This is a genomic window from Acidovorax sp. BLS4 (genome assembly GCF_032929295.1).
Taxonomy (GTDB): Bacteria; Pseudomonadota; Gammaproteobacteria; order Burkholderiales; family Burkholderiaceae_C; genus Paracidovorax.
Genome location: NZ_CP136797.1, coordinates 4,037,383 through 4,062,802 on the forward strand (window position 1 = coordinate 4,037,383; position 25,420 = coordinate 4,062,802).

The 25,420-nt window shown below is 65.4% G+C and carries 23 protein-coding genes; 10 read left to right on the top strand and 13 right to left on the bottom strand.

Annotated elements, in window-relative coordinates:
- Nucleotides 1-88: 88 nt before the first annotated feature.
- From R1Z03_RS18595 to R1Z03_RS18605, 3 genes are all read right to left on the bottom strand, one after another.
- A complete protein-coding gene (locus R1Z03_RS18595; RefSeq protein WP_317353805.1) occupies nucleotides 89-880 on the bottom strand; it encodes a molybdopterin-dependent oxidoreductase in 792 nt (263 codons plus the stop codon).
- Nucleotides 877-1,497, bottom strand: a complete 621-nt coding sequence (locus R1Z03_RS18600) for a cytochrome b/b6 domain-containing protein (RefSeq protein ID WP_284426248.1) — start codon at nucleotides 1,495-1,497, stop codon at nucleotides 877-879. Before R1Z03_RS18600 ends, R1Z03_RS18595 begins: the two co-directional genes overlap by 4 nt.
- Nucleotides 1,498-1,762: 265 nt before the next feature.
- Nucleotides 1,763-2,359 (bottom strand): chalcone isomerase family protein, encoded by a 597-nt coding sequence (locus R1Z03_RS18605; protein ID WP_284426249.1) that lies wholly within the window; start codon nucleotides 2,357-2,359, stop codon nucleotides 1,763-1,765.
- Nucleotides 2,360-2,701: 342 nt separating this feature from the next.
- On the opposite strand from R1Z03_RS18605, the gene trpE reads away from it, so the two are divergent.
- Nucleotides 2,702-4,201, top strand: a complete 1,500-nt coding sequence (gene trpE, locus R1Z03_RS18610) for an anthranilate synthase component I (RefSeq protein WP_317353810.1) — start codon at nucleotides 2,702-2,704, stop codon at nucleotides 4,199-4,201.
- Nucleotides 4,201-4,536 (top strand): chorismate mutase, encoded by a 336-nt coding sequence (locus R1Z03_RS18615; protein ID WP_284426251.1) that lies wholly within the window; start codon nucleotides 4,201-4,203, stop codon nucleotides 4,534-4,536. Before trpE ends, R1Z03_RS18615 begins: the two co-directional genes overlap by 1 nt.
- A gap of 43 nt (nucleotides 4,537-4,579) precedes the next feature.
- On the opposite strand, the gene R1Z03_RS18620 is transcribed toward R1Z03_RS18615, so the two are convergent.
- Entirely contained in the window at nucleotides 4,580-6,007 is a 1,428-nt protein-coding gene (locus R1Z03_RS18620) for a helix-turn-helix domain-containing protein (protein ID WP_317353813.1), read from the bottom strand.
- A gap of 633 nt (nucleotides 6,008-6,640) precedes the next feature.
- Here R1Z03_RS18620 and R1Z03_RS18625 point away from each other — a divergent pair.
- The gene (locus R1Z03_RS18625) at nucleotides 6,641-7,354 is read left to right on the top strand and encodes a winged helix-turn-helix domain-containing protein (RefSeq protein ID WP_272565656.1); all 714 of its coding nucleotides are present in this window, start codon (nucleotides 6,641-6,643) and stop codon (nucleotides 7,352-7,354) included.
- 311 nt (nucleotides 7,355-7,665) lie between these two features.
- Here R1Z03_RS18625 and R1Z03_RS18630 read toward each other — a convergent pair whose 3' ends face one another.
- The 8 genes from R1Z03_RS18630 to sctU form a co-directional block, all read right to left on the bottom strand.
- Nucleotides 7,666-8,121, bottom strand: a complete 456-nt coding sequence (locus tag R1Z03_RS18630; RefSeq protein ID WP_272549503.1) for a CesT family type III secretion system chaperone — start codon at nucleotides 8,119-8,121, stop codon at nucleotides 7,666-7,668.
- Nucleotides 8,118-9,140, bottom strand: a complete 1,023-nt coding sequence (locus R1Z03_RS18635; RefSeq protein WP_317353815.1) for a hypothetical protein — start codon at nucleotides 9,138-9,140, stop codon at nucleotides 8,118-8,120. The genes R1Z03_RS18630 and R1Z03_RS18635 overlap by 4 nt, the downstream gene beginning before the upstream one ends.
- Nucleotides 9,137-9,400, bottom strand: a complete 264-nt coding sequence (gene sctS / locus R1Z03_RS18640; protein ID WP_284431025.1) for a type III secretion system export apparatus subunit SctS — start codon at nucleotides 9,398-9,400, stop codon at nucleotides 9,137-9,139. Before sctS ends, R1Z03_RS18635 begins: the two co-directional genes overlap by 4 nt.
- A gap of 16 nt (nucleotides 9,401-9,416) precedes the next feature.
- The gene (gene sctR, locus R1Z03_RS18645; RefSeq protein ID WP_272565652.1) at nucleotides 9,417-10,088 is read right to left on the bottom strand and encodes a type III secretion system export apparatus subunit SctR; all 672 of its coding nucleotides are present in this window, start codon (nucleotides 10,086-10,088) and stop codon (nucleotides 9,417-9,419) included.
- The gene (gene sctQ, locus R1Z03_RS18650) at nucleotides 10,085-11,071 is read right to left on the bottom strand and encodes a type III secretion system cytoplasmic ring protein SctQ (RefSeq protein ID WP_284431026.1); all 987 of its coding nucleotides are present in this window, start codon (nucleotides 11,069-11,071) and stop codon (nucleotides 10,085-10,087) included. The genes sctR and sctQ overlap by 4 nt, the downstream gene beginning before the upstream one ends.
- 62 nt (nucleotides 11,072-11,133) lie before the next feature.
- On the bottom strand, nucleotides 11,134-11,898 hold the full coding sequence (locus tag R1Z03_RS18655) for a type III secretion HpaP family protein (RefSeq protein ID WP_317353822.1): 765 nt from the start codon (nucleotides 11,896-11,898) through the stop codon (nucleotides 11,134-11,136).
- 11 nt (nucleotides 11,899-11,909) lie between these two features.
- Nucleotides 11,910-13,964: a type III secretion system export apparatus subunit SctV gene (gene sctV / locus R1Z03_RS18660; RefSeq protein WP_284406609.1), complete on the bottom strand. Its 2,055-nt coding sequence runs from the start codon at nucleotides 13,962-13,964 to the stop codon at nucleotides 11,910-11,912.
- A gap of 26 nt (nucleotides 13,965-13,990) precedes the next feature.
- Nucleotides 13,991-15,064, bottom strand: coding sequence for a type III secretion system export apparatus subunit SctU (sctU, locus tag R1Z03_RS18665; protein WP_284406608.1), 1,074 nt, complete (start codon nucleotides 15,062-15,064; stop codon nucleotides 13,991-13,993).
- Nucleotides 15,065-15,311: 247 nt separating this feature from the next.
- Here sctU and R1Z03_RS18670 point away from each other — a divergent pair, with 247 nt between their 5' ends.
- The 5 genes from R1Z03_RS18670 (at nucleotide 15,312) to R1Z03_RS18690 (ending at nucleotide 22,106) form a co-directional block, all read left to right on the top strand.
- Nucleotides 15,312-15,848 (top strand): type III secretion protein, encoded by a 537-nt coding sequence (locus R1Z03_RS18670; protein ID WP_284426258.1) that lies wholly within the window; start codon nucleotides 15,312-15,314, stop codon nucleotides 15,846-15,848.
- Nucleotides 15,849-15,855: 7 nt separating this feature from the next.
- Entirely contained in the window at nucleotides 15,856-16,719 is an 864-nt protein-coding gene (sctT, locus tag R1Z03_RS18675) for a type III secretion system export apparatus subunit SctT (protein WP_284394248.1), read from the top strand.
- Between the two features lie 319 nt (nucleotides 16,720-17,038).
- Nucleotides 17,039-19,183, top strand: coding sequence for a pectate lyase (locus R1Z03_RS18680; RefSeq protein ID WP_317353827.1), 2,145 nt, complete (start codon nucleotides 17,039-17,041; stop codon nucleotides 19,181-19,183).
- Between the two features lie 252 nt (nucleotides 19,184-19,435).
- Nucleotides 19,436-19,891, top strand: coding sequence for a hypothetical protein (locus R1Z03_RS18685; protein WP_284431029.1), 456 nt, complete (start codon nucleotides 19,436-19,438; stop codon nucleotides 19,889-19,891).
- A 49-nt stretch (nucleotides 19,892-19,940) separates the two neighbouring features.
- Entirely contained in the window at nucleotides 19,941-22,106 is a 2,166-nt protein-coding gene (locus R1Z03_RS18690; protein WP_317353831.1) for a hypothetical protein, read from the top strand.
- A 150-nt stretch (nucleotides 22,107-22,256) separates the two neighbouring features.
- On the opposite strand, the gene R1Z03_RS18695 is transcribed toward R1Z03_RS18690, so the two are convergent.
- Entirely contained in the window at nucleotides 22,257-23,720 is a 1,464-nt protein-coding gene (locus R1Z03_RS18695; protein ID WP_284431031.1) for a ribonuclease inhibitor, read from the bottom strand.
- A gap of 243 nt (nucleotides 23,721-23,963) precedes the next feature.
- Here R1Z03_RS18695 and R1Z03_RS18700 point away from each other — a divergent pair, with 243 nt between their 5' ends.
- Together R1Z03_RS18700 and R1Z03_RS18705 are read left to right on the top strand one after the other, a co-directional pair.
- Nucleotides 23,964-24,674 (top strand): hypothetical protein, encoded by a 711-nt coding sequence (locus R1Z03_RS18700; RefSeq protein WP_317353834.1) that lies wholly within the window; start codon nucleotides 23,964-23,966, stop codon nucleotides 24,672-24,674.
- Nucleotides 24,671-25,399 carry a metal-dependent hydrolase gene (locus R1Z03_RS18705; RefSeq protein WP_284431033.1) on the top strand — a complete coding sequence of 243 codons (729 nt, stop codon included), beginning with the start codon at nucleotides 24,671-24,673 and terminating at the stop codon, nucleotides 25,397-25,399. Before R1Z03_RS18700 ends, R1Z03_RS18705 begins: the two co-directional genes overlap by 4 nt.
- The last annotated feature ends 21 nt before the right edge of the window (nucleotides 25,400-25,420 follow it).

The following is a 25,420-nucleotide window of genomic DNA, read 5'->3' on the forward strand; positions in this document are numbered from 1 at the left end:
AAAGTCCTTTTGCAGAGGGAAGAGAAAAATTGCGCCGCACCCGGGAATCGGGCACGGCCGCGCCGTCTGCGGCGCCGAGCCCGATCGCTCAGCTGCCGCCGAACCAGTTGTAGCCCTGGTCTTCCCAGTAGCCGCCTGGATAGGTGTTGGTCACGGACATCGCCATGACGTGTTTCGGGTTCTTGTAGCCCAGCTTGGTCGGTATGCGCAGCTTCAGCGGAAAGCCGTATTTCGGTGGCAATGGCTCGCCGTCGCAGGTCAGCGCGAGCAGCGTCTGCGGATGCAGCGCGGTCGCCATGTCGATGCTGGTGTGATAGTCGTCGGCACATGCGAAGCCGATGTACTTCGCGCTCAGGTCGGCGCCGATGCGCCGCAGAAAATCGCCGAAAGGCACGCCGCCCCACTTTCCGATGGCGCTCCAGCCCTCCACGCAGATGTGGCGGGTGACCTGCTCCTGCTGCGCGAGGGCGCGCAGCGCCGCAAGGGTCCAGGGGCGTTTTTCGGCCACCAGGCCGGCCACTTCGAGCCGGTAGCCTTCCTCTTTCACGATCCGGACTTCGTCTTCGCCGTAGTACGCATTGAAGGGAAACGGCCGGACGATCATGGATTCGGGATAGGTGGGTGCCAACCGGCCAGGGTCGAACAGCCATCCCTGGGCCCGGTCGTTCCAGCGCGAGATGCGCTGGAGCATGGCTTCCACATCCTCGTTGTCGCTGATGCTGCAGCCGACCAGCAGGGACAGTCCGCCCAGCGTCAGGCTGCCGCGCAGGAAATGGCGGCGCGCGGCGGGCGCCATGCGGCGCTCCAGGAGCTTGCGCGCGTCGGCCACGGCCAGGTCCGCATCGGCATTGGACAAGCTCCGGCGTCTGAAGAGGTTCATGCCGCACTCCCTTGGCGGCCGGCGCTCAGCATGGTGAGCAGCGTGCGCGGCACCAGGGCCACCATCACACCGTGCAGGGCAATGAACCCGACCAGCAGCCCCATGGCTACGAAATGGATGCGGCGCGAGAACTCGTAGCCCCCCAGCCATTCCCGCAAGACGGGGAACTGCACGGACTTGAACAGCACGAGCCCGGACAGCACCAGGACGAGAAGGTCCAGCATCACGAACAGATAGGCCAGCCGCTGCACGCTGTTGTACTGGCGCGCATCCGTGTGGGCGAGCTTTCCGCGCAGGGCGTCCATGGCATCGCGCAGCACGGCGCGCGGCCAGACCGGAAAGAACCTGCGGGCCAGCCGGCCGCTGGCGAGGTTCATCGCCAGATAGAACAGGCCGTTGGCCGCCAGCAGCCACATGGCGGCGAAATGCCACTGCAGTGCACCTCCGAGCCAGCCGCCGAGGGTCAGCGCGTTGGGCAGCGTGAAAGGGAAAAACGGCGCCGCGTTGTAGATGCGCCAACCGCTGGCGATGAGGATCAGCACCGCCAGGGCGTTCAGCCAGTGGCTGATGCGTATCCACAAGGGGTGGATGGGCTGTGGTTTCGCGGATGCCGCCATGAATGCTCCTGAAAGAGGGCCCGGCGATCGGGCCTCGTCCAGTAGTTCGGGCGGAATGCGCCGCGGGTTACAGGCGGGTGAAAAAAATCCTGGAATTCAGGTGCCGTGCCGGCATCGCGGTTTTCTTCAAAGCGGTCAAATCATGCTCTGGCGCAATATGTACTAGGGTATGTAGCTATAAAATCAATAGCATCCGGGTTGCGAGGCGGGTAAAGCAGGGGCCGGACGCCGTGCGCCGCCAGCCGGAGGGCCGCGAACACCTGGGTCAGCCGCCCGCCTTGCCCAGCAGGGCGTCCTTGAGTTTCCAGTCCGCCGGCCGCTCGCCCAGCCAGATGCCCATCAGGGCATCGAAGAATTCGGGCTCGCGGAACGGCTCGCCCTGCGCCACGCCCTTGACGCTGATCACGGTGCCCGTGCCGGGCAGCCAGTCCACGGTGAAGGTGTCGCCGGCCGAGAGCTTCTTGTGCTGGGAAAAGATCTCGCTCATGCGCAGCACGCCGGGCACCAGGCGGGAGAACGAGGCCTTGTCCATGTTGTCTTCCATGCCGCGCGAAAACAGCTTGCCCAGCTCGGCCGATTCGATGTCGCGCAGCATGGTGATCGACAGCCGCTTGGGACCGCGCAGGGCGGCCACTTCCTGCGGCGTGCCCGCCTTGCGCTCCAGGTACAGGCCCGCCGTGTACACCTTGAACACGGCCTTGTAGCGGATGCCCGCACCATTGAGCAGCAAGGGGCTGCCTTGCAGTGGCAGGGCGGTGGCGTACTTCACATCGGCGACGGTCACGACCTGGGCCCAGGCGGCCCCCATGGTCACAAGAAGGCCGGCGAGGGTGGCTGCCAGCCACCGCTGCAGAAACATCATGGCAACTCCCAAAAAAAGAACGATCGTTCGTTTCTGATTGTTGCCGCGTGTCCGGGCGTGCACAACAGGGTTTTCAGCAAGGATTGCGGCAGGGCCCCTGGTTCGCTGGCCGCGGCGGGCGGGCGCAGGCGCTTTGCTACACTTTCTCCCCATGTTCATTCACCACGTGTTCATCACAGGTTGCAGCGACCGGGGAGCCTGGCCCTGGCGCAAGCCAGCCGCATCGAACGCCTGATGGCACCTGGGGCAATCCCAGCTGCACCCGTGGCCCTGACGGGCCGAACGCAATGAACTGCGGCGCCCCACGTCCTTGTGCTGGCGCTGCCCGACTGGGAAATTCCCGTGATTACAGAACTTGAATTCAAAAGCCTGGCCAGCGAAGGCTACAACCGCATTCCGCTCATCGCGGAGGCCTTCGCCGACCTGGAGACGCCGCTTTCGCTGTACCTGAAGCTGGCCTACAGCAAGGACGGCGGCAAATACAGTTTCCTGCTCGAATCGGTCGTGGGGGGCGAGCGGTTCGGCCGCTACAGCTTCATTGGCCTGCCGGCGCGCACCTTGCTGAGGGCCAGCGGCTTCGGGGCCGACGCCAAGACCGAGGTGGTCACCGATGGGCAGGTGGTCGAGACCGCCGCCGGCAATCCGCTGGATTTCATCGAGGCGTACCAGAAGCGTTTCAAGGTGGCGCTGCGCCCCGGCCTGCCGCGGTTCTGCGGCGGCCTGGCGGGGTACTTCGGCTATGACGCGGTGCGTTACGTCGAAAAGAAGCTCGAAGCGAGTTGCCCGCCCGACACGATGGGCCTGCCCGACATCCTGCTGCTGCAGTGCGAGGAACTGGCGGTCATCGACAACCTCTCGGGCAAGCTGTACCTCATCGTCTACGCGGACCCGGGCCAGCCCGAGGCGTATTCCAGGGGCAAGCAACGCCTGCGGGGTTTGAAGGACCAGCTCAAGTATTCGGTGGCCGCGCCGGTCGTCAAACCGACGGAGAGCCATCCTCCCCAGCGCGACTTTGCCAAGGCCGATTACCTGGCGGCGGTGGACCGAGCCAAGGAGCTGATCGCCGCGGGCGACTTCATGCAGGTGCAGGTGGGCCAGCGCATCCACAAGCGCTACACCGAATCGCCGCTCTCCCTGTACCGCGCGCTGCGGTCGCTGAACCCCTCGCCCTACATGTTTTACTACCACATGGGCGACTTCCACATCGTCTCGGCGTCGCCGGAGATCCTGGTGCGGCAAGAGAGCACCCCGCAAGGCCAGAAGGTCACGATCCGGCCTTTGGCCGGAACGCGCCCGCGCGGCAACACGCCCGAGCATGACAAGGCCACGGAAATCGAACTGGTCAACGACCCCAAGGAGCGCGCGGAGCACGTGATGCTGATCGACCTTGCGCGCAACGACATCGGGCGCATCGCCAAGACGGGCTCGGTGAAGGTGACGGAGGCGTTCGCCGTGGAGCGCTACAGCCACGTGATGCACATCGTGAGCAACGTCGAGGGCCTGCTCAATGACGGCATGACCAACATGGACGTGTTGAAGGCCACGTTTCCGGCAGGCACGCTCACCGGCGCGCCCAAGGTGCATGCGATGGAGCTGATCGACCAGCTGGAGCCCGTCAAGCGTGGCCTGTATGGCGGGGCGTGCGGCTATCTCAGCTACGCCGGGGACATGGATGTGGCCATTGCCATCCGCACCGGCATCGTGAAAGACGGAACGCTCTATGTTCAGGCCGCGGCCGGCGTCGTGGCCGACTCGGTGCCCGAGCTGGAGTGGAAGGAAACGGAACACAAGGCCCGCGCTCTGCTGCGCGCTGCCGAACTGGTTGAGGAAGGACTCGAATGATGACCCGGGCGATCGACAAGGTGGAGCGCTGCAGCAGCATGGCGCAGGTGCGTGCGCGCATCGACGCGCTGGACGACATCCTGGTGCCGTTGCTGGTGGAGCGCGGCGGCTACATGACCCAGGCCGCATTGAACAAGCAGCGCGAGTCCCAGGTGCGGGACGAAGGCCGCATCGAATTCATCGTGCGCCGGGTGCGCGAGCGTGCGCTGGCCGAAGGCGGCCAGCCCGAGGTGATCGAGGCCATCTACCGCAGCATGATGGAGACCTACATCGCCTACGAACATGAAGAGTTCGCGCGGCTGGTCGAGCAAGGCGCCAAGACCTCCGTGAAGTGACGGCAGGGCGGCGGGCGGCTGTCGCGTCCCGCCAGCCGTGATATCAGTGCGCATCGGCGGGACGCCCGGCGGACAGCTTGAAGGCGTTGGCCAGCGTGGACCGGTTGCAGATGCCCCAGCGTGACGCGACGTCCAGCATGTGGGCCCGTCCGCCGGTTTCGCTCATCTCGCGCAGTTCGTCCTCGATGCGCTTCACGCGCTCGGTCCGGATCAGTTCGGCAGGCGTCATGCCCAGGTGGTTGCGGAACGCCAGTTGCAGGGCGCGTTCGGTGACCCCCAGGCGGCCTGCGATTTCACGCACCGAAAGGTTGGCGTCGTGCAGGTGCTCGACGATGTAGCGGTAGGCCGCGCGGTAGCGGGGCGGCAGGCGCAAGCCGGTCGTGTCCTGGGCCTGGGAGGGCAGGGTGGACGCGGCGCTGTTCATGCGCGCCAGCACCGTGTTGTGCACCACGCGCATGGCCTGGGCCACGTGGCGCTTGTACTGGCGCAGTGACTCGCCCAGCCGGCCTTCTTCCATGTGGATCTTGGACAGGCAGTATTGGATGTCCGACGCGTAAGGGTGCCGATCGACCTCGCGTTCGACGCTGGCCAGCGGCTGGATCACATCGCGGGCACCCGTGGCCGCCTTGTCGGTCAGCAGCGCGAGGCAGGCTTCCACCCGCACTTGCGATTCCAGGCCCGCCAGTTCGTGTTCGCGCAGCCAGCGCACGAAGCTCGCCACCGCCTCTTGCCGGCTGGCAGGGTGGTGTCCCAGCAAGCCGCAGCGCAGGTAAGCCAGTCGGGCCCGCAGCAGTTCGGGCGCGTGGGGGCTTGACTCGAGCGCCGCCAGTTCGGCCACCATCTCTGCCTCGGTCGGCAGATCGCGTGCCAGTGCCATGGCGGACTCCGACAGCGCATGGTCTGTCAGTTCTTCATGGCGCAGCAGGTGCACCCGGGCCAGCACCTCCAGGCGGATCGCCCTGGCGTGCGGCTCCAGCATGGCTGCGGCGGCTGACTGGCAGAGCGCTTCCGCCTGGCGTGCGGTGGCCAGGGCTTCGGCATGCTGGCCCAGGGCCTGCATCGACAGCGCCTTGCCGCAATGGCCTTCCACACGCAATTCGAGCGGGGCTTCGTGGTCGCTGGCCACGATCGACCAGCAGGCCACGGCACGGGCGGGCTTGTTCAGATGATGAAAGAGCCAGGCCTGGTCCAGTGCCGACTGCCAGCGCACGTTGCTGCGCGATACCTGGTCATAGGCCTTGAGCTGCTGGTGGAACACTTCGCTGGCGGCCTCTTCCATGCCAACCAGCAGCAGGCTGCGCCCGAGCAGCGCGCCTTCCTGCGGCGTGCCCGTATCGCGGCCATTGCGCTCCAGGCGCCGGCGGCCGATGCCCGCCGCGTCCTTGACGCGCATGGCGTGAATGAGATTGGAAAGCTCTGGCGCCTGGGCTTGGGCGCGCTGGCAGGTCAACGACAGAAGTGTGAGCAGCATGGGTCTTCGCGGTGTTGCCGCGCCTTTGATTGATGACCAGTCAATGCTAGGAACGGGCGTCCGGGCAATGCTCAACTTCCTTACGTTCAATCCTCAATTTTTGCTAATTGCCACGTTTTATGGTGAGTGCCTTCGGATACCTTTGCACGCGTTGCCTGAAGCTATTGGCAGCACATCCGCTCCCCTGTTCATCCAATGTTCATCGGCAAGTCATCGGTTTTTCATGAAGGGCTGCTTCGTCGTTCATGCGAGGTGCTTAGAGTGAAATCAGTCCGTCGAGGACGGGATTTGCAGCGAGAGAGGGGAGCGCGGCGAATCCAGAACGGCCAGTAAAAAAACAGGGACTGCTGCGCCAGCCAATTGAGCGCACAAAGCCTGGACCGGAGACTGATAAGGGACTGCTATGGCGTCGAATAGTTATTGCCTATAAGCAATTGACCTATCGAAAGGGCATACTGCAGAGAATATTTCGCTGATTCTGTTCCGCGGAAGGTTGGGAAAAAATTGCAAAATCTGTGACTATGTGTAGCAACCGGATGGCGCTTTTTTGGCACCCACGGTCCAGCTGAACAGGCCAAGGGGGCAGCGTGATGCGCCGCCATTTGTCGATATAAATTTGCGTCGAGGGATTCCATGAACATTGCTCTTCTTTCGCGTCGATCGACGGTGAACCAGTTCCTGGTGGACCTGCTTTCCCGTGGCGGAATTCAAGCCATGCTGCACGTCAGCATTGCGGCTTTTCGCATGCAAGTGAGACAGCAGGCCTTTGATGCCGTGATCCTTGAAGACTGCGGAGGCACTTTGGCGGAAGATCTGGGATTGATCAAAACCTGCGTCTCCGATCAGGTTCCCGTCGTGGTGGTGGGGGCCGAGTTGCACGCCGGCTTCGGCGTGGCCCTGGCCTGCGGTGCGGTGGACTACATCAGCCTTTCCCGCGTCGGGCATGACGAACTCAAGACCCGGCTGCGCGGCCACATGGAAGCCCAGGCGTTCCAGGCCGCCCACCCGATCGATGTCGACGGCTGCCGGCTCGACCCCGCCAGGCTTTGCCTCGTTCATGGAGACAAGACAGTGGGCCTCACGCACCGTGAATGTGAACTGGCCTGCCTGCTGTTTTCCAAGCCCAACCAGGTGGTGTCCTTGCCTACGATCATCGCCAAGGTGTGGGGGCGCTCGGTCGAGTCCAACAAACGCACCCTGGAGCAGCACATCTACAAGCTGCGCACCAAACTGCGAGAGGCCGGTTGCCAGCTGCGCGTCCAGGCGGCTTATGGACGGGGCTACCGGCTGCTGTCCCATGAGGGGACGGAGGCGGTCGGCAACGAATACACCGCGCTTTACTGGTAACGGCAGCAGGACCGTGCTCAATGTCTTTTTCGGGCCGTGCAGGTGACGTTTCGCAATCGGGTGCAAAGCGTGGTGCGCCACCCATTGCCTGGGACTTCGGCCAGCGCCACCACGCAGGCCGCTTGAGAAGGCATGGGTCCCGCGGGTTGGAGCGCAACCGGATGACGCAGCGTTCCGGCGGCTTGCGTGGGCACCCGCCCATGCGGTGCCACGGACCCCCGCCCCGTCCGATTGCGTGCCAGCACGTGCTCCAAAAAAGACCTTGAACACGTTCTAGCCCGATCGGGGCATGGGCGGCGGGGGCCTGGGTTTCACACCTTGAGCCAGATGTAGTCCCCCGCACAGATGCCGTTGAAGGCTTCGTCGGTGGAACTCAGCACGTTGTCCTTCCAGTACCGTCCGTGCTCTGTGTAGTGGGTCAGTGTTTCGGCCAGCCAGGTCCCGGTGATTTCCGGCGTCATCGGCACCCGCACGATCAGGATGATGCCTCCTGTATCGGGGTTGATGCCTGCCTGGGCCTGATCCTGCGCATACACGGTGAGATTGGCCTCCAGCAGGAGCCGAAAGATGGTCAGCGTGCGCCCTGCGGTGACGATGCCGAAATGGAAGTTGAGATACAGCGCAGCAGGGTCGTTCTCGTAGTGCGACAGCAGAACCTCGAACCCTTCGACCTCGATCCAGCCCTGCGCGAGCACCGCCTGCGGATCGGGCAAGTCGATGGCCTCGCACAGCTCGGTGACCAACTGGTTGTATTGATCGAGACTCATGGGCGAACGGGCCGTTTCAAGGATTGGCTGGCCTGCAATTGCCGCTCTGCAGCGATGCTTGCCTGGGACGGCGTGCGTGGGAGATCGGTGCTCAGCAAAGCCAGCGGCAGCAAGGCCTTGAGGTCTTTCATGCGAACGGTGTCACTGGCTGCATCGGGTGCGGGCCCCCCGCACAGCAACAACGCCATCTTGACCCGTTGCAGGGTGCCCAATGCACCCCGTTCTTCGTGGTTTTGAAGGTACGCCGCCATCTCCGCCATGCCCCGCGTGGGGGTGGCAGCGAAGTGGGGCTTTCGGCTGTGATCCCAAAGCCGCCGTGTAAGGACATGGGCCCGGTCTTGCGCCGTGCCGGCGTAGTGCTGCTGCAAAACATGCTGGGCCGCCATGGCACCCCCAGCCAGGCCTGGCTTGGCCATCCGGCTGGTTTGCGGGTTGTCACGCGAACTTCCTTGATCGCCTTTGCCGGAGCCCGACCCGGAGCCCGACCCGGAGCCAGAACCCGATCCCGAGCCGGATCCCGATCCGGACCCTGATCCGGAATTGCCGCCTTCGGAATTCTCCTGGGAATCCCCCTTGTCACGGCTGCTGCCTCCTTGTCGCAGGAAACTGTCCAGCGCCGCGGGCTCGTTCCCGGTGTCCCGGAGCGATTCCCGGTACCGCGCGTAGCGTTCTCCACGGTCGTCGTCGAGGGCCGCCTTCCACCGCTCCGCAGATCCTTGCCGTGCTTCGGATTCTTCGGGACCGGCCTGCAGGATTTCGAGCGGAATGTCTTGTCCCGGTGCCAAGAGCGGGGCATCGGGCTGGCCGGGGAGCCGGGCCTGCTTGGGTGGCAAGGGCAGCGGTGGGCGGGGAACCGTGCGGAAAATGTAGTCGCCGAACCGGCCCTGCTGCATGAGCGAGGCGTTGCGCGCGGCCTGCTCATGCTGCACTGCGATCAAATGATTGTGCTCGCGCAGGCGCAACTGCTTGAGCCGCTGCAGCTGTTGCAGCCCGCGAAAGAGCGGCGCATTGGGGTTCATGGCGTGAACGTGGCCGCGAGCAGCCTTTGGGAGAACTGCAGCACGGTGTTCCCGACCCACGGGGCGGAGACCGCAACAGTGACGGTCACGCAGATCAGCTTGATGCCCTGTGAAATGGCAGCATCCTGGAGCGATGTCACGGCTTGCACCAGCGCCACCAGCAAACCGACGATGGCCGCCACGGCCACCGCGGGCAGCGACAGAATGAGGCACAGCATGAGTGCCTCGGACGTCAGTTGAACGATGTTGTCGTGCGTCATGGGGTTGCGTCCTCCGTCATCGGTAGGTCAGCACGAGTCCGTGCATGACCTGGGACCACCCGTCGAGCACGACGAACAGCAACAGCTTGAACGGGATGGCGATGTTGGTGGGCGACACCTGAGACAGGCCCATGGCCAGCAGCACGTTGGCGATGACGAGCTCCACGATCACGAAGGCCAGATACAGCAGGAAACCGATGCGAAAGGCGGCCGTCAGCTCCGTCAGCAAGAAAGCCGGGGCCACCACGATCAGGTCGTCGACCAGAAGCGCTTTTGCGCGTTCCTGGGGCCATATCGCCTGTGCCGACTTCAGGAAAAATGCCTTTTCGGCCGGGTGCGCGTGCTTGACGAGGAATTGCCGGAACGGCTCCTTCGCGGCGGAGGCGGCTGCCAGCAGCTGCTGGGTGTTCGACGTCTGCGATGACGGCGGCCCGTTCTGGATCTTGTCGGCCGCCTCCATGGCGACCGGCGCCATGACGTAAATCGAAATGATGATGGCGATGCCGTTGAGCACCATGTTGGGCGGCACCTGCTGAATGCCCAGCGCGTTGCGCAGCAAGCCCAGCACCACCACCACCTTGGTGTACGAGGTGACCACCATGGCCGCGAACGGCAGCACCGCCAGCGCCATCAGGGCGATGAACAGCGAGATGGGGTCCAGCCCCTGGACGGATGACAGCGGGGTCATGGCAAATCTTGTGGTGGTGCTTCGGCCGCCAGGCTGAGCCCCATTCGCTCGATGCGCACGCCGAGTTGCTCGCCGATGACAATCAGGCGGCCGGTACCGATCACCTGGTCGTGGCACACGAGGCGCACCAGTGCTTCGCGCACGGGCATGTCCAGCGTGATGACCGAGCCCGGACCGAAGGCCGCGAGATCGTCGAGCCGGACGCGGGCGCTGTCTATCTCGAAGGCCACGGGGATGGACAGCTTTCCGATGGCACCGATTTCCGCACCCGCTGGCAGGTCGTGCTCCGGAATGGGTTCGCTGCCGGGCTCAGGTGTGCCGTCGAGCGTGGCTTGGTGCGAGTCGATATCGAGTTGTGCAGTGGTTTCCATGGAGACGCCCATTCCAAAAGACAAGTGGCAATGCAAAGAGGCCGAGGCGCCGGCGGGCAAGCCTGTGAGCAGCACATCGCCCGCACTGACCGAGCCCAGTTCGGAGGCGCAATACGTTTTGCGCGCGAGCCGGATGCGGCAGGCCACGCGCAGGCCGAGCAGGTGGCTTGCGTCGCTTCGGACCGAGGCAGCCAGCAACGCCTGGATCTGTCCTGCCATCGCTTCGTCGATGGCCTGCAGCCCGATGCGGCGATTTCTTGCGGTGATCTCGAAAGGGGCAGCGCCGGAGTCCAGCTGCATCCCATGCAGCACCAGGCCGGCAAAGCGGGACTGGAACGGGGCGAGCAGCTGGGCCAGCAGCGAGTGCACAACGTCCCGGGCCAGCGCGGGGTCTGGCAGGCGCGCCGCCATCTCCAGCGCAGGCCAGTCGGTCCTGGGTACCGACAGCCGCATCGTGCCCTGCGCCGACCGAAATTCCATGCTGATGCGTTTGCCGGATCGGCCGGGCGCCCGGCTGACCGACGCACCCGTTTGTCCCGAAAGGGCCCGAACCCACCGCACGAATCGCCGATCGAACATCACCCGCGCCAGACGGGCTTCGCCGTGGTCCATGGGCGGCAGATACCTTGCGAGGTCGCTTAAGGGGAAAGCCAGTGGCTTGACTGCGTTCAAGGTCATTCCAGGTCAATGTCGATGCTTCGGTGGGCCGTGCCCAGGCGGGCAAGCAACCCGTGCAGTTGATCGCGATGCTTTGAGATTAGGTGGCGGGACTCGGACGACATCGTTCGGAAGCGAAGCGTCATGGCATAGGACGAAAGCCCCAGGGCCAGCTCGCATTCCGGCAGCACCTTGGGGTCCATGGGCACCGTGACGGCCCAGGATTGGAAAGCCGGGTCTGCCCGCAGGCACAGATCGGTAATGGTTTGCGCGGTATCTCGCAGCCACTGCGGCGGCTCCGCATCCGTGGCGGTGCCGGTGGCACCGACGGCGTGCACGGGTGGCCGGTCGTCGGGCAGATCCTGCCCTGCTTCCCCGGGGGCGGGTGTGCGTGCCAGCGGTGGCGGAACGGTATCGCCCTGGATGAAGAAGTATTGCGGCGGCAAGGGGTCGGATGTCGCAGCCTGCGGCGCAGGAGCGGGTGGTGCGTTGTTGTCCCGCTCTTCCTCGTTCGGCGAATCGCCTTGCGCATCGGCCTGCTCCCGAGGCTCTCCGTCGCTCGAGTCCATGGGGTCGGGCGGGGTGCCCTCCGCAGCCGTGGCGAAGGGATCGGTGGACTCGATCACTTCGTCTTCGGCGGGGTCGTCCTGCGGGAGTGCGGGTGGAAACAGCTCGCGGCGAAACCGCTCTTGCGAGTTCGGCCGCAGCAGCGCGGGGGTGGCTGCCACTGCAGGGTGCGCGACGTGGCGCAGGGTGTGATCGGGGCGCTGGAGAGAGGTCATGGCCGCGGTCCTCAGGAAACGCGGCCGATAGGCCGCAGTTCCACCTGGGTTCCCAACTCCTGGAACGAGTACACGCGCAGCCAGTCGAGGCGGCTTTCGATCATCTTCTTGACATAGCGGCGAATGTCCATCGACGTCACCAAGGCCACGCCGGGCTGCCTGGCGGTATCGGCGACCGCGGCGATGCGCTCGGTCAGGTCGCGCGCGTCGTCGGGCGACATGGCCAGGTAGTTCCCCGCCGGCGTGGGCTTGATGCAGCCGCGGATCGCCTGTTCGATGTCCGGATCGAGCAAGATGGCCGACAGATGCCGCTGGCCACTGGTCGCTTCATGCGCGAGATAGCGGCCGAGGTCGGAGCGCACGTACTCCGTGAGCAGCAACAGGTCTTTTTCCTTGGGCCCCCAGACGATCAGGCTCTCGAAAATGCTGCGGATGTTGCGGATCGGCACCTGTTCTTCCAGCAGCCTGCGCAGCACCTCGGCCATGCGCTGCAGGGGCATGATCTTCTGCACCTCGGCCACGAGACCGGGGTATTCCGGCGTGCTGCGCTCGATCACCCACTGCACCTCCTGAACCCCCATGAACAGGTGGGCGTGCCGCTGCAGCATGCCCACGACTTCGCGCGCGATGACCTGCTCCACATCGATGCATGCGCCTTCTCGCTGGGCCATGGGCACGGCCTCCGGCGCCAGCCACAGCGAGACCTCGCTGCCCAGTGCGGGCCCGTGTGGCTGGGCCGATGCGGCCAGGGGCGATTGGGGGTCGAGCAGCAGCAGCATGCGGCCCGGCAGTTCGGGCTGCGCCACCGGAACGTCGTTGATCAGCACTTCGTAGCGCAGGCCGGTCAGTTCGATGTCCACCCACATCGCAGCGCCGGGAAACGGCAGGCCCAGCCTGGACTGCAGTCCTTCCCGTTCCTTGTTGAGTGCGCCGTTGAGCCGCTCTGCATCGATCAGCTTGCCCAACGCATCCGACATGCGGATCGACAGCGGCTTGGCGAACTCGGGGGCTTTTTGCTGGATGGAGGGCGCGTCTCCCTTGGCCCCTTCGCGCATCAGGGCCGCGATCGGCTTGGACAGCGAGTTGCCCGCGAGCTGGGTTCGTTTCTTGGTGAGGAAGTGCCCGCCAGCCACCAGACCGCCCGCCAGCAGGGCGAAAGGCACCATCGGAAAGCCCGGAATGAAGCCGAAGCCCGCCGTGAGCGCCGCGGCAAGGTACATCGAACGGGGGTTGCGGGTGAGTTGCTCGGTCATGTCCTGGCCGAGCGAGGTGGGCTTTTTCTTGTGCTCGTCGGTCACCCGGGTGGTGAGAACGCCGGCCGCCATACAGATGAAGAGGGCCGGAATCTGCGACACCATGGCATCGCCGATGGACAGCACCGCGAAGCGGTTGGCCGCTTCGCCGGCGGTCATGTTGTGGTACATGATGCCGACCACAACCCCTGCGAGGATGTTCACCATCGTGATGATCAGCCCGGCGATGGCGTCGCCTTTCACGAACTTCATCGCGCCGTCCATGCCGCCGTGCAGCATGCTTTCCATTCCGAGGTGAGCGCGTTTTCGCTTGGCTTCATCGGGCGTCAACAGGCCCGCGCGCAAGTCGGCATCGATGCTCATCTGCTTGCCTGGCAGGGCATCCAGCGTGAAGCGCGCGCCGACTTCCGCCACCCGCTCCGAGCCTTTGGCGATCACGATGAACTGGACGATGGTGATGACCAGGAACACCACGATCCCCACCACCAGATTGCCGCCCACCACCAACTGCCCGAAGCTCTCGATCAGGTGGCCTGCATCGGCATGCAGCAAGATCGCCTTGGTGGAGGCGATGTTCAGCGCCAGCCGGAACAGCGTGGTGAACAGCAGCAGCGAAGGAAAGGTCGAAAGCGACAGCGCGTCCGGTATGAACAGCGTGGTCATCAGCAGCAGGATGCTCACCGTGAGGTTGATGGCCAGCAGCGCATCGATGAGCATGGTCGGCAGCGGAAGGATCATCAGTGCGATCACGCCGACGAGAAAGCCCGCCATCGTCATGTCGTTGACCAGGGTGGAGTCGAAGCGTTTGGCCATGGGGTGTTCCTGGTGGTGAAGGCTTGTCAGGGAGGAGAGGTGTTTGCGGCCGTGCCGCCGCCGAATTGGTCGAGTTCTGCGACCCAGCGCAGCACGACGGCAACGGACTCGAGCAGTTCTTCGGAAATGGGTTGGTTCAGCGGCAGGCGGTGCAGCGCGCGGGCCAGGGGCGGGTTGGCGATGATCGGAACACCATGCGTTGCGGCCAGGCCGCGGATCACCGCGGCCTGTGCATCCATCCCCTTGGCCACCACGATGGGCAGGGGCGTGACGCCTTCCTCGTAGAGCAGGGCCACGGCGTAGTGGGTCGGGTTGGTGACCACCACGGTGGCGCCGGGCACGCGTTCCTGCGGTGGACTGTTGGCCAGCTCGTCGCGCAGCGAGCGCTGCTGGCCCTTGACATGGGGGTCTCCGTCGCTGTCCTTGCGCTCCCGCTTGATATCGTCCTTGCTCATGCGCTGGTCGCGCATGAACAGCCAGCGCTGCAAGCCGAAGTCCACGGGACCGATGATCACGAACACCAGGCACGAAAAACCGATCAACCGCAGGATGGCGCTCCACGCCACCTGACCCGCGCCTTGGGCAGAAAGGTAGGCCGACCCCACCAGCAATGGCACGAGGCTGAGCACGATTTGCCAGATCACGGCCCCCAGTGCCACGGCCTTCACCACCGACTTGCAGAACTCGATGATCGAGCGTGCGTTGATCAGTTTCTTGAGGCCTTCGGCGGGGTTCAGTTTTTCGAATTTCGGCTGGATGGCTTCGAACGAAATGATCACCCCCACCTGGCCCATCATGGCAATGATCGCCACCAGCACGGAGACGATGACCAGGGAGAACGCGGCGATCGCGCCGTCCAGCACCATGGAGGAAATCAGCGCCAGAACCTCCTGCGTGTCCTGCGCCTGCATGCCTTGGTGCATGGCGGTTTTCACCACCTTCGCGATGTGGTCGTAGAGCATGGGGCCGGAGCCGATCAGCACCAGCAGCGAGGCCACCAGGATGGCCGCGGCCACGACGTCCTGGCTCTTGGGAACCTCTCCCTTCTTGCGGGCGTCCAGGAGCTTCTTGTCTGTGGGTTCTTCCGTTTTTTCTGACATGGCGTGGGCTCGTTGGTCGCGGTGCGCGATGGGTTCTTGCAATCTAGCTTTGCACGCCGCCTGGCATGCGATCCATGCGAAGTCCTTGCCCTCGCAGACGAACGTGACGGATCGCAGTCCTGCGCTGCGTACCCACATTCGCATTGCCGTGACTGCCTTCGTTCGGGCTCCATGGCGCGAGGCCGCGCGCTTCTAGTCTTGCCGCCAGAAGGTCAATCGATGTCGGTTGGCCGTTGGAGAGGGATTCATGAGCACGATCAAGGGGTTGCGCATCCTGGTGCGCCTGAAGAAGCGGCGCGTCGAGCAGAGCGAAGCGGCATTGCAGGAGAGCGCCCGGCAGCGCGATCGCGAGCAGGCCGCGCACGAAGCGGCCGTGGCCGAGGAGGCGCAGGTGCGCCAGGCCGAGAGCGACCTGCGCGGCCGCATCGCCTCGACCACGGAGCGTCCGCAAGGCTTTCATGCGCAGGACGTGGTGACGCTGCAAATCCTGGTCAAGGAGGCGGAAGTGCGCAGCGCCGATGCCGGCAAGCTGACGCAGCGCGCGGCAGCGCAGGTGGAAGCCGCCGTGCAGCGGGTGGCCGAGCGAGAGTTCGCGCTGCGGCGCGCAACGCAGCAACTGGAGGCGACCGAGGCCCGGCTGGAGCGGGCCGTGCAGGAGGCTGAACGGGCCCAGGAGGACGCGCAGGACGAGGAGGCAGAGGAAACGGCCGTTGCTCGCATGCTGGCCTGCTCCCGTGCCGCTGCGCGCACGCGATTGCAGTTGGCGCGCGGCGCCAGGGCATGAGGTGGCGATGGACCCCTCCATGCAGCAGGGGCTGGGCCTTTTCCAGCTGACCCTCGATCTCAAGGGCTTCTTTGCCGTGCTGGCACTGTCCACTGCGCGCATCTATGCCGCCATGCTCGTCATGCCGGCGACGAACGACATGCTGCTGTATGGGCGCACTCGCGGTGGGCTCGTGCTTGTGCTGGGCGCCTTCGTGGCCTGGGGCCAGCCGACCGAACTGCTGCATTCGCTGACCGCCGTGGACATGGCGGTGCTGGTGCTCAAGGAGGGCGTCATCGGAATGCTGATCGGGTTCGCGGTCGGCACCGTCTTCTGGGTGGCCGAGAGCGTGGGCATGCTCATTGACAACCAGACCGGCTACAACAACATCCAGCAGACCAATCCGCTCAGCGGCCAGCAGAGCACGCCGGTGGGCAACCTGCTGTCGCAACTGGCCATCGTAGGCTTTTACATGCTGGGGGGCATGCTGGTCTTCATCGGCCTGCTGTTCGATTCGTACGAGTGGTGGCCGCTCACGGGCGTCATGCCCAGTTGGTCGGTGCTGATGGAGCGGTTCCTGCCGACCGAAGTCACCAACTACGCCGAAACCGTGCTCAAGATCGCCGGACCGGTGATCGTGATCCTGATGCTCATCGATCTGGGCATCGGCTTGCTCGGCAAGGCCGCAGAAAAACTGGAGCCCAACAGCCTCGCGCAGCCCATCAAGGGGGCGACGACCATGCTGCTGCTGGTACTCCTGGTGGGCGTTTTCTTCCAGCAGGTGCGGCCGCAACTCACGATGCGGCCCGTGGCCGAGCGCATCAAGCGTTTGCTGTCGCCTGCGGCCTCGCCCCCTGCCTCACCCCAATCGCCGGCGGTGCCCCATGGATAACGCTGAGGGCAACCGGCAGGCCGCGCAGTCCCGCCTTCGCAGCTGGACTGCCAGCCTGTCCTGTGCACTGGCGGCGCGCCGATGCGCTGTGTCGGTGAGGTGTGGACGGCCCCTCGTGCCGTCGCGCCTGCAGTGTCCCAGCGATGTGCACCGCGGGGCCGGGGTTTCCCACCACGTGTCGATCCGGTCGCCACCGCAGTCAGTCGCTTTCTCTGAACCCACGCCGTCGCGCAACACGGTGGATCCCTCCGCCGCATTTCTCTGTCTGAGCCGCCATGGAGTGGGCAGCTTTTTTTTCACTTTGCCTTAAGGAGTCAGTATGTCAGTCAATTTCCAAACCCAGACCACATCCCGGTTCAACAACAACCTGGACTCTCTGTCGGACAACCAACAGAACTCTTCCCAGAAACTGCAGGACGAACTGCTCCAGCTGGTCGTGCTGGTGCTGCAGCAAGTCATGAAAGCGATGGACAAAGACGGTTCCGACAGCAAAGCGGGCGGCACGGATGGTGTGTCGGGCAAGGGCGGCGCGGGCGGCGCCAACGGAGGCGGCGGCGCGAACAAGGGCCAGGGCGTGGCCGGCCTGATCCAGCAGTTCGGCGAGTTGCTGCAGCAGATCGCCAAGTCCATGGAGCAGAACTCGCAGAAGAATCCTGCCAGCGATCTGGCCAAAAGCATTGCCGACAAGCTCGGCGGCGGTGGCGGCAACACGCTCGATGAAATGGGCAAGGACAGCGGCAGCGGTGGCAACCTGCTGGAGCAACTGGGCGAAAGCTATCTGCGCCAGATCCTGGACAAGATGACCACAGGCGGCACGGGCAGTGCCGGCGGCACGGGGCAAACCAACGGCGGCGGCAGCGGTGGCGACGGCAATACAGGCGCCAGCGACATTGGCGATCTGGCCAAGCAATTCATCGAAGCATTGCTGTCGGGTGGCTCGGGTGCGGTGGAAGACCTGGGCAGGAAAAACGGTACGGGTGGCACCGGAGGCACAAACGGTGCCGGCGGCACTGGCGGCCCTGAGGGCGCGGACGGCACGCAAAGCGGCGACGGCCAGTCGTCGATCCAGCAGCTGCTGCAGGTGCTCGAGCAGATTCTGCAAATCCTGCAAACCCTGCAGGGCGGAAAGGCGGAAGGCTCTGGTGGTGGCGGTGGAGCCGGCGGCACCAAGGACTCTGGCGGCACCAGCAATGCCGGTGGAACTGGCGGAACTGGTGATTCCGGTGGAGTCGATGGAACTGATGGTGCAAAAGGGCAGGGCTCGCCGGGCGACATGCTCAAGCAATTGGTCGAGGCCCTCATCAAGGGCGACAGCAGCGCATTGGACAAGCTGGCCAATGGCGACAAGCAAAATGGTGGCGCACAGGATGCAACCCAACAACTGATGGAGTTGCTGCAAAAGCTGATCGAACTCCTGACGGGCAAGAAGCCGGACGAGTCCGATAGCGAGTCGGGTGGAGGCGGTGGTGGCGGCGGCACGCAGCCTTCTGCTGGCGGTGGCGGCGGCACGCAGCCTTCTGCCGGTGGTGGCGGCGGCACGCAGCCTTCTGCTGGCGGTGGCGGCGGCACGCAGCCTTCTGCCGGTGGTGGCGGCGGCACGCAGCCTTCTGCTGGTGGTGGCGGCGGTACGCAGCCTTCTGCTGGTGGTGGCGGCACGCAGCCTTCTGCTGGTGGTGGCGGCACGCAGCCTTCTGGTGATGGTGGCGGCACGAAGCCTCCAGTGGGTGATGGCGGCGGTACGGAAAAGCCTTCCACCGACAAGCCTTCCACGACGGGCCCTTCTACCGGCACCAAGCCTTCCGAGACCCCTTCCACTACGGGTTCTGGCTCTGGCGGCAAGGTAACTAGCATTCCACCCGCCAGCGGCGAAAAGATCGTCAATGAGCCCATTGTGGTCAAGGCCGGCACCACCTTCGACGGCGGCAACGTGCATTACAAGGCGGGGCCTGCTCTTGGGGACGGCGGCCAGAGCGAGAATCAGAAGCCGGTATTCATCCTGGAACCCGGTGCTACCCTTAAGAACGTCCAGATTTCCGGCGGCGATGGCATTCACACCCAAGGCAACGCCACCCTCGACGGCGTGTTTGGCCGCGATGTGGGTGAGGACTTCATGACGAAGAAGGGCGAAGGCGACGTGGTGTTCAAGAACGGCGGCGCGGCGAATGCCACCGACAAGACGTTCCAGCTCAACCACGGCGGCGCCTTCTCCATCGACAACTCCTTCTTCGATGGCACCAGCAAGCTGGTCCGCACCAACGGTGGCAAGGACTTCGCGACCGACATCTCGATCACCAACTCGACGATCAGGAACGTCAAGGAAGCCGTGGTGCGTACCGACGCGACGCAGGCCAACATCAAGCTGGCCAACAACGACATCGTTGGCGCGCCCCACGATGTGCTCGCACCCGCAGCCACCAAGGTGGAAGGTGCGGAAAACCGCGGTACGAAGGCCTTCACGGGCTGATGCAAAAGAGGCTGGAAGTCTGCTGCGCCATGCCAGCGGATCTTCCGGCCTTGCTTGGCCACAGCGGCTGGTGCATGCAGGCGTTCGCCTGCCCTGCCAGCCGCTGCGCCTGCGTGCGGCGCATCCCGCCGCCACACGGCCTGCTGCCTCGTTTTCAGCAGCAGCGGCAGTGCAATGTCTTTCCGTCGGTGCCACCTCCGTGCCCTGATTTCTCTCCCACACCCCCCACTCAATTCGTCATAGGACACTCCCATGAGCGCCCCATCCACCGTTGCCCGCGTGCCCGAGGCCGCGACGCGCGCCCAGATCGATTTCCTGACCCAGTTGGCCGTGCACATCGGCCTGCGGGCGGAAGACGGCCTTCTCCTGGTGGCCCCGCGGGTTATCAGCGGGCCGGCCGGCTTGGCCGGCCGTTTCCACTTGCACCCCGAGCATGCCGCGGTGCTGCCCGAAGTGCTGCTGCCGGTCGCGGCGCAAGAGCTTGCCGGTCCGGAGGTCTTGAAGCTTTTGACGCTGCAGGCCGTGGTCCTGAAGGAGTTTGGCTGGTATCTGGGAGCATCCGCTGAGGGCATGCTGCAGCTCAGTTCGCTGTCCTGGATCGAGGCGCCTCAAGACGCGGCCACCGCCATGGACATGCTCAATGGCATCGGGGCCAGTGTGCTTCAGGCACTGCTGGACGAACCCGCGCCAGCGCCTTCCTCGGCTTGAGACCGGCGGACTCTCCGTTTCACGAACTTCTGGACCCAAGGACACTCCCATGGACCACCCGAACATCACTGGCCGCAGCATCCGGACCATCCCCCATCGGACCGATGCCAACACCACGGCCGCCAGCCACACGACCGAGCGGCCCCCGACGCAAACGCTCGAGCACCAGGGCTTGAGCCCGCGCGCCACGCCAGGCACCACCGAGTCGGCCACTCCGGTGCGCCGGACAGTGTTGCCCGGACGGAGCACCAACTCCCCGTCGGCGTCCGGAAGCTACGTCGCCATCGACATGCCATCTCCGAATGAAAGCCTGGCCAACGCCGGGACCTCCCGCAGCTGGATGGAAACCATTGGCCAGACCTTGCAGTCGGGTGGGTGGCGCATGGCGCAAGGCGTGGGGGCTGCATGGACCGGCGCCCATGCCCTGGCGGGACAGGTGGGATGGCGAGGCCAGACGCCAGAGCCCGCGACGGCTCAGGTGACCGATGTGCAGGCGCCGGTGCAAGACATCGCCGTCGACAGGGTGGATCTGGAGGCCAGCATGCCGCATGTGGTGGTCGACCCCCCGACCTCAGACCGTACCGCTCTGTCCGCGGGCGACCGCTTGGTGGCCTTCCTGCGTAACATACCGTTTCGCACAGAAAACGAGCAGCAGCGCGAAATGGCGGCAGTGTACGAGGAATGGGCCCGGCAGCATGCCAATGCGCAGGAGGCCGCCGGGGCCGAGGGCTACTCGCTGCGGGCTGGCGATGCGGCCTTGCCTGCGGGGTACGACTTTGCGCGGCAGTTGTTGAGTTCGATGGCGCGTTCGCCTGCCACCAATGCGATGGCCACCGCGATCGGTCCACGCTCGGGCCTGAATGCCGAAGGCCAATCGGTGAACATCGGAGAGTTGAGCAACCAGTACGACCCGGCGCTCGCAGGCGGCACCCTCGGGGGGCTCACCGCGCACATGGTCGATACCACGTTGCTGTCGGCCATGGACCGGCGAGCAGCCTTGGCCAACTTTCCCCAGTTCAAGGCCATCGATCCTCACGTGCTGGTCCCCGACCCTTGCCCGGTACAGATCCGGATGGTGAAAAAATGCAAGGAGTTCTGGAGGCCGGTGACGGCAGACTCGCTCGGTGGTCCGCGGCATTTGCCCACGATGAACGAGCTGAAGGCCCAGGCGGACCTGCGGCGCAAGTCGGTGACCGCGCTGCAGGCGGCACTGGATGGCAAACAGTGGGGGGTATTGGCCCAGCCGCTGATGACGGCGGGCTTCAATGTGCTGCGCCGGCAGGTGATGCCGATCTACGCGTTCACCAATCCCGCCTTGGTGTTCGCGCACTCGCTATGGGCTTCGGGGCTCGGGGGGGGCATGACCAAACTGGCATTGGGCATGGGCAAGTCGGTGGCCTATGCGAATCTGGATGATTTCGCCGGAGGAACGCGAAAGGCCAACGTGTTTGCCAGAAGCTTGCCCCAGCCCGGGTTGCCAGCGGCGGGGCTGGCCGACATCAAAGGGTTGCCTGGCTATGGAGCGGAGGTGGCCAAGGAAACGCTGGCATTGACGCAGCACTTTTGGGTCGGCCCCTGGCGCACCAGCGGATCATGGTTGCCCAATGGCGACGACGTTCGTGCCCGGATCAGCGACATGGGCCGGTCGCTGGCGTCCAATGTGATGGCGGGCGTTGCCTCGACCGGCATCGGCGCCTTGGTCGGGCAATTGGGGCGGGGCGGCTCCAATTCCGCCTTGCCAGGCGAATCCCTGCGATCGCAGGGCTACATGCTGCAGCAGGCTGGCCAGAGCTCCTCCAACGATTTTGTCTGGCAGGCGAGCAAGGAGTACCTGGGCGGTGCATCGCACAGCCTGACGGACTCCCTGGACAAGTGGCGAGACAACAAGCTGGTACGGCTGTCAAATGCGGCGTATCACGCGCAGAATGGTTTGGTGGCCCTGGCTGAAGAGCTGCAGGGCGTGATTTCCGAGCAGGGGGGCGATGACGCGATGTACCTCAGTGCGGCGATTGACACGCTGGCTGGACTACGGGACGCCAGCAAGCCGGAATTGGCCGACCTGCAGATCGCTCAGCAGCTGTTGCGAGGCGGTGCGGCTGGCGCTGGTATCCACCGAGGCGAGATCGCGCAAATCCAGGGAATGGTCGATCAGACCCTTCGCACCCTGCAGCACCGGGATGAACTGACCCATTGGGTCAAGCCCAAATCCGATTGAGTGAGGGAGTGGGGGCCCTGCGGGCTGGCAACTGTTGCCTGCCCGACCATCGGACTGCACGCCAAGCCGAAGCAGGCATGCCTCAACGGCCGGGCCCTGCCCTGGCTTTGCGGCAGGAGCCTTCGGTTGATCCGGCGCTGCCGGAGTTCCTCAACCGAGGGCCGTCATCAATGCGCGATGCGTTTGCGCATACGCGCGGTTTCCCCGCTCGGAAAACGGGTTGCTCCAGAGGTCCAGCGATGCCAGCGTGCGGTTGCCAGCCAACGCATGCGCGCCCGACTCGCCGATCCGGTTGCGGGCCAGATTCAGCTTCTGCAGCCGGGGATTGGCCGCCAGGGCCCGGGCACCGCCGGAGCCGATCTGGTGGCCCTCCAGATCGAGTTCGGTCAGGCAGGTGCTGGCCGCCAGGGCGCAAGCGCCGGCTTCCGTGATCTGCACGGTGCCGGCCATGTCGTTGCGCAGGACCAGGCGCGTCAGCGTGCGGGAGCGGCCCAATGCGCACGCGCCGGCATTGCCCACCTGGCAACTGCCCACATCCAGGCAGACGAGGGACGGGGCGTCGGCCAGCGCCTGGGCACCTGCATCGCCAATCGGGTTGTGGCGCAGGTCCAAGGTGGTCAGGGCGGTGTGCTGTGCCAGGGCTTGCGCACCGGCCGTGCCGATGCCGTTGCCCGATGCCACCAGTGTGTGCAAACGTGGCATGCGCGCCAGAGCGCCAGCGCCCTGGTCCCCGATCCGGTTGCGTTGCATGTTCAGCGATTCCAGGAACGGGTGTGCCGCCAGGCTGCGGGCACCGTCTTCGCCGATCAGGTTGCCGCCCAGTACCAGGTGGGTCAGGCTGCGGTTGCTGCCCAGCGGGGCAATGGCCGGGTCGCGCAGCCGGTTGTCGCTCAGGTCGAGCGAACGCATGCCGTGGCTGCGGGCCAGGGCGCGGATGCCTTCGGCGCCCAACGTTGGGTTGCTGCGCAGCTCCAACACCTGAAGGTGGGGGTTGGCGGCCAGGGCGGTGGCGCCCGCATTGCCAATGCCGCAGTCGTTCAGCCGCAACGTTTGCACGCCGGGGTTTCGAGCCAGCGCGCGAGCGCCTTCATCGCCAATCGGGTTGTGGCTGAGGTCCAGGCAGCGCAGCGTGGGATGGCCTGCGAGGATCGCGGCGCCTTGCGCATCGATGTGAAGATGGCGGGCCGTGAGCGAGCGCAGATCCAACTGGCAAAGTTGTGCCAGGCCTGCGGAACTGATGCCTTTGCAATGCAGCAGTTCCAGCTCCTCAAGCGACCCGGGCAGGTGCTGCAGATCCGCGTCGCTGAACTCACCCCGCAGCACCATCTTGCGCAACCCGGGGAAAAGTCCGTCCTCGCAGATGTCGAGCAGGCCCTGTGTGCCACGCACCACCGGCACGCCAGCCTGCCCCTCGGACAGGTCCCGCACGGGGTGCTCGGCCGGCCGGGCGGCTGCTTGCTTTGCGGCAGGCGCCAAGGACGCGCCACCCATGCGATGGGACGATGCGCGGCGCAGGCGATGGGCGCTGGAGGCCTTGGCGCTCAGCCAGGCGAAGAGGCCGCCCGCTACCGGGCGCAGTTCTGTAGGGGGGCTTTTCAGGATAAGGCTGTTCATGGCGTTCTCGCGTTGATCGGGATGCCTCCAGGGTAGGCAGCCATACCCAGCGCAGGCAGCCGGCATGCGAAGCGATCGACCGACAAGCGAGCGGGCCAGGCCAGCGGTGGCCGATTGCACGGGGTGTCATCAGCCTTTCATACGGGCTGGCGATCATCCGACCCCATGTCTTTCGATATGCAGATTCGGCGCGCTGCGCCGGCGGGCTCCTGGATGCCGTCGCGCAGCGTGCGTTCGCCAGCCATGGCGCCCCAGGGCATTGCTCAGGTGGCGAGCAGGCCCCGTGCGCGGTTTTTGGGGCTGGACGACATTCCGCAATTGCTGCGCCTGGAAGCCCGGCAATGGACGCCGGAGCAAGCCGCCGACAAAGCGGCTCTGCGCAGTCGCATCCTGGCCCATCCCGATCTGTGCGTGGGTGCGTTCTGCCCGAAAACAGGAGAGGCGCTGGCGTCGCTCTTCATGAAGCCGGCCTGCCGCGAGGCGTTGGTGGCCGCCCGGTCCTGGCACGATTGCGCAGGACAACCGGTCGGCGCGAAGCCTGGCCGCAGCCTCTTCGGGATCAGCCTGACCAGCGTGGACCCGGAAGCGGCCTGCCAGTTGATCCGGTTCTTCTGGCCCCATGCGCTTCGGCATGGCTGGCGCGACATCTATCTGGGATCGCCAGTGCCCGGATTGCGCCGGGCCTTGCAGGAAGGGCTTGCGCCCGATGCGGAAACCTATGTGCATTCGCGCCGCGGCGGCCTGCCGGCCGATGCCCAGCTGCGGTACTACCATCGCAAGGGCTTTCGCGAGATCGTCGGCGTGCGGCCGGACTACTTCCCGCATGCGGAATCGCTGGACCACGGCGTTCTGCTGCGTGGCACCGTGCCGCTCGCGGCGGCGTGGCCGCTGTGGCGCATCCTGCCGTTTGCGGTGCTGCGACGTGCCACGCACTGGGCCGGAGCGCTGCTTTGAGCGCTACGCAAGCCCGTGTGGTGCCCTGGAATGGAGACATGTTCCGCACGCGGTTCTTCGACGCCCTGTCGCTGTTGCTGCCGTCCGGCGAAGCCTTCGTGATCGATGCCATCTCCGATGCGCTCCAGGCCGACGGCGGGCAAGGCGTCTCGGCTCCCGCACTGCGTGACGAGGCCCTGCGCTTCGTGCGGGAAGAAGCCACCCACCAGCGAGCGCACCGCCGTTACAACGAGCGCCTGGCGCAGACCGGCGTGCCGGTATCCAAATTGGAGGGGCGGGTCGCGGCGGCGGTCCAGGACCTGGCCGGTCTGCCGCTGCCGACACGCCTGGCGCTGGCCGAGGCATTCGAGCACCTGACTGCGCTGCTCTCAGCGCAGGTGCTGCAGGGAACGGCCTGGCTGCAGGGCGATGGCCGTGAGGCGCGGATGTGGCGCTGGCATTGCGAGGAAGAGGTGGGGCATCGCCATGTGGCCTCCGATGTGGCCCGCGCGTTCGGTATTGGCCATGTCCGGCGTGTGGCATGCCTGGCGCTGGCGGCGCTGTACCTCGGCATCGATCTGTCGCGCCTGCTGACGGGGCTGTTGTGGCGGGACATGGTTGACGGCCACGTGCGCCCGCTGGGCCTGCTGGGGCAGGCAGCGCGGTTCGCATGGCGCACGGCGCCCGGCGTGGGCCGCATGGCCATCGCTTCGCTCGCCGGTCTCTTGCCCCGCCGCCTGGCCTGACCGTTGGCCGGATCCCGGCTG

Bases quoted from the DNA above. Each gene is read 5' to 3' on its own strand.
- R1Z03_RS18680 (WP_317353827.1), top strand. From the start codon at position 17,039: ATGTCAGTCAATTTCCAAACCCAGACCACATCCCGGTTCAACAACAAC.
- R1Z03_RS18630 (WP_272549503.1), bottom strand. From the start codon at position 8,121: ATGAGTCTCGATCAATACAACCAGTTGGTCACCGAGCTGTGCGAGGCC.
- sctV (WP_284406609.1), bottom strand. From the start codon at position 13,964: ATGGCCAAACGCTTCGACTCCACCCTGGTCAACGACATGACGATGGCG.
- sctT (WP_284394248.1), top strand. From the start codon at position 15,856: ATGGACCCCTCCATGCAGCAGGGGCTGGGCCTTTTCCAGCTGACCCTC.
- R1Z03_RS18655 (WP_317353822.1), bottom strand. From the start codon at position 11,898: ATGACCTCTCTCCAGCGCCCCGATCACACCCTGCGCCACGTCGCGCAC.
- R1Z03_RS18670 (WP_284426258.1), top strand. From the start codon at position 15,312: ATGAGCACGATCAAGGGGTTGCGCATCCTGGTGCGCCTGAAGAAGCGG.
- R1Z03_RS18635 (WP_317353815.1), bottom strand. From the start codon at position 9,140: ATGAACCCCAATGCGCCGCTCTTTCGCGGGCTGCAACAGCTGCAGCGG.
- sctR (WP_272565652.1), bottom strand. From the start codon at position 10,088: ATGACCCCGCTGTCATCCGTCCAGGGGCTGGACCCCATCTCGCTGTTC.
- sctS (WP_284431025.1), bottom strand. From the start codon at position 9,400: ATGACGCACGACAACATCGTTCAACTGACGTCCGAGGCACTCATGCTG.
- R1Z03_RS18685 (WP_284431029.1), top strand. From the start codon at position 19,436: ATGAGCGCCCCATCCACCGTTGCCCGCGTGCCCGAGGCCGCGACGCGC.
- R1Z03_RS18690 (WP_317353831.1), top strand. From the start codon at position 19,941: ATGGACCACCCGAACATCACTGGCCGCAGCATCCGGACCATCCCCCAT.
- R1Z03_RS18695 (WP_284431031.1), bottom strand. From the start codon at position 23,720: ATGAACAGCCTTATCCTGAAAAGCCCCCCTACAGAACTGCGCCCGGTA.
- R1Z03_RS18605 (WP_284426249.1), bottom strand. From the start codon at position 2,359: ATGATGTTTCTGCAGCGGTGGCTGGCAGCCACCCTCGCCGGCCTTCTT.
- R1Z03_RS18700 (WP_317353834.1), top strand. From the start codon at position 23,964: ATGGCGCCCCAGGGCATTGCTCAGGTGGCGAGCAGGCCCCGTGCGCGG.
- R1Z03_RS18600 (WP_284426248.1), bottom strand. From the start codon at position 1,497: ATGGCGGCATCCGCGAAACCACAGCCCATCCACCCCTTGTGGATACGC.
- R1Z03_RS18595 (WP_317353805.1), bottom strand. From the start codon at position 880: ATGAACCTCTTCAGACGCCGGAGCTTGTCCAATGCCGATGCGGACCTG.
- R1Z03_RS18620 (WP_317353813.1), bottom strand. From the start codon at position 6,007: ATGCTGCTCACACTTCTGTCGTTGACCTGCCAGCGCGCCCAAGCCCAG.
- sctQ (WP_284431026.1), bottom strand. From the start codon at position 11,071: ATGGACCACGGCGAAGCCCGTCTGGCGCGGGTGATGTTCGATCGGCGA.
- R1Z03_RS18615 (WP_284426251.1), top strand. From the start codon at position 4,201: ATGACCCGGGCGATCGACAAGGTGGAGCGCTGCAGCAGCATGGCGCAG.
- sctU (WP_284406608.1), bottom strand. From the start codon at position 15,064: ATGTCAGAAAAAACGGAAGAACCCACAGACAAGAAGCTCCTGGACGCC.
- R1Z03_RS18625 (WP_272565656.1), top strand. From the start codon at position 6,641: ATGAACATTGCTCTTCTTTCGCGTCGATCGACGGTGAACCAGTTCCTG.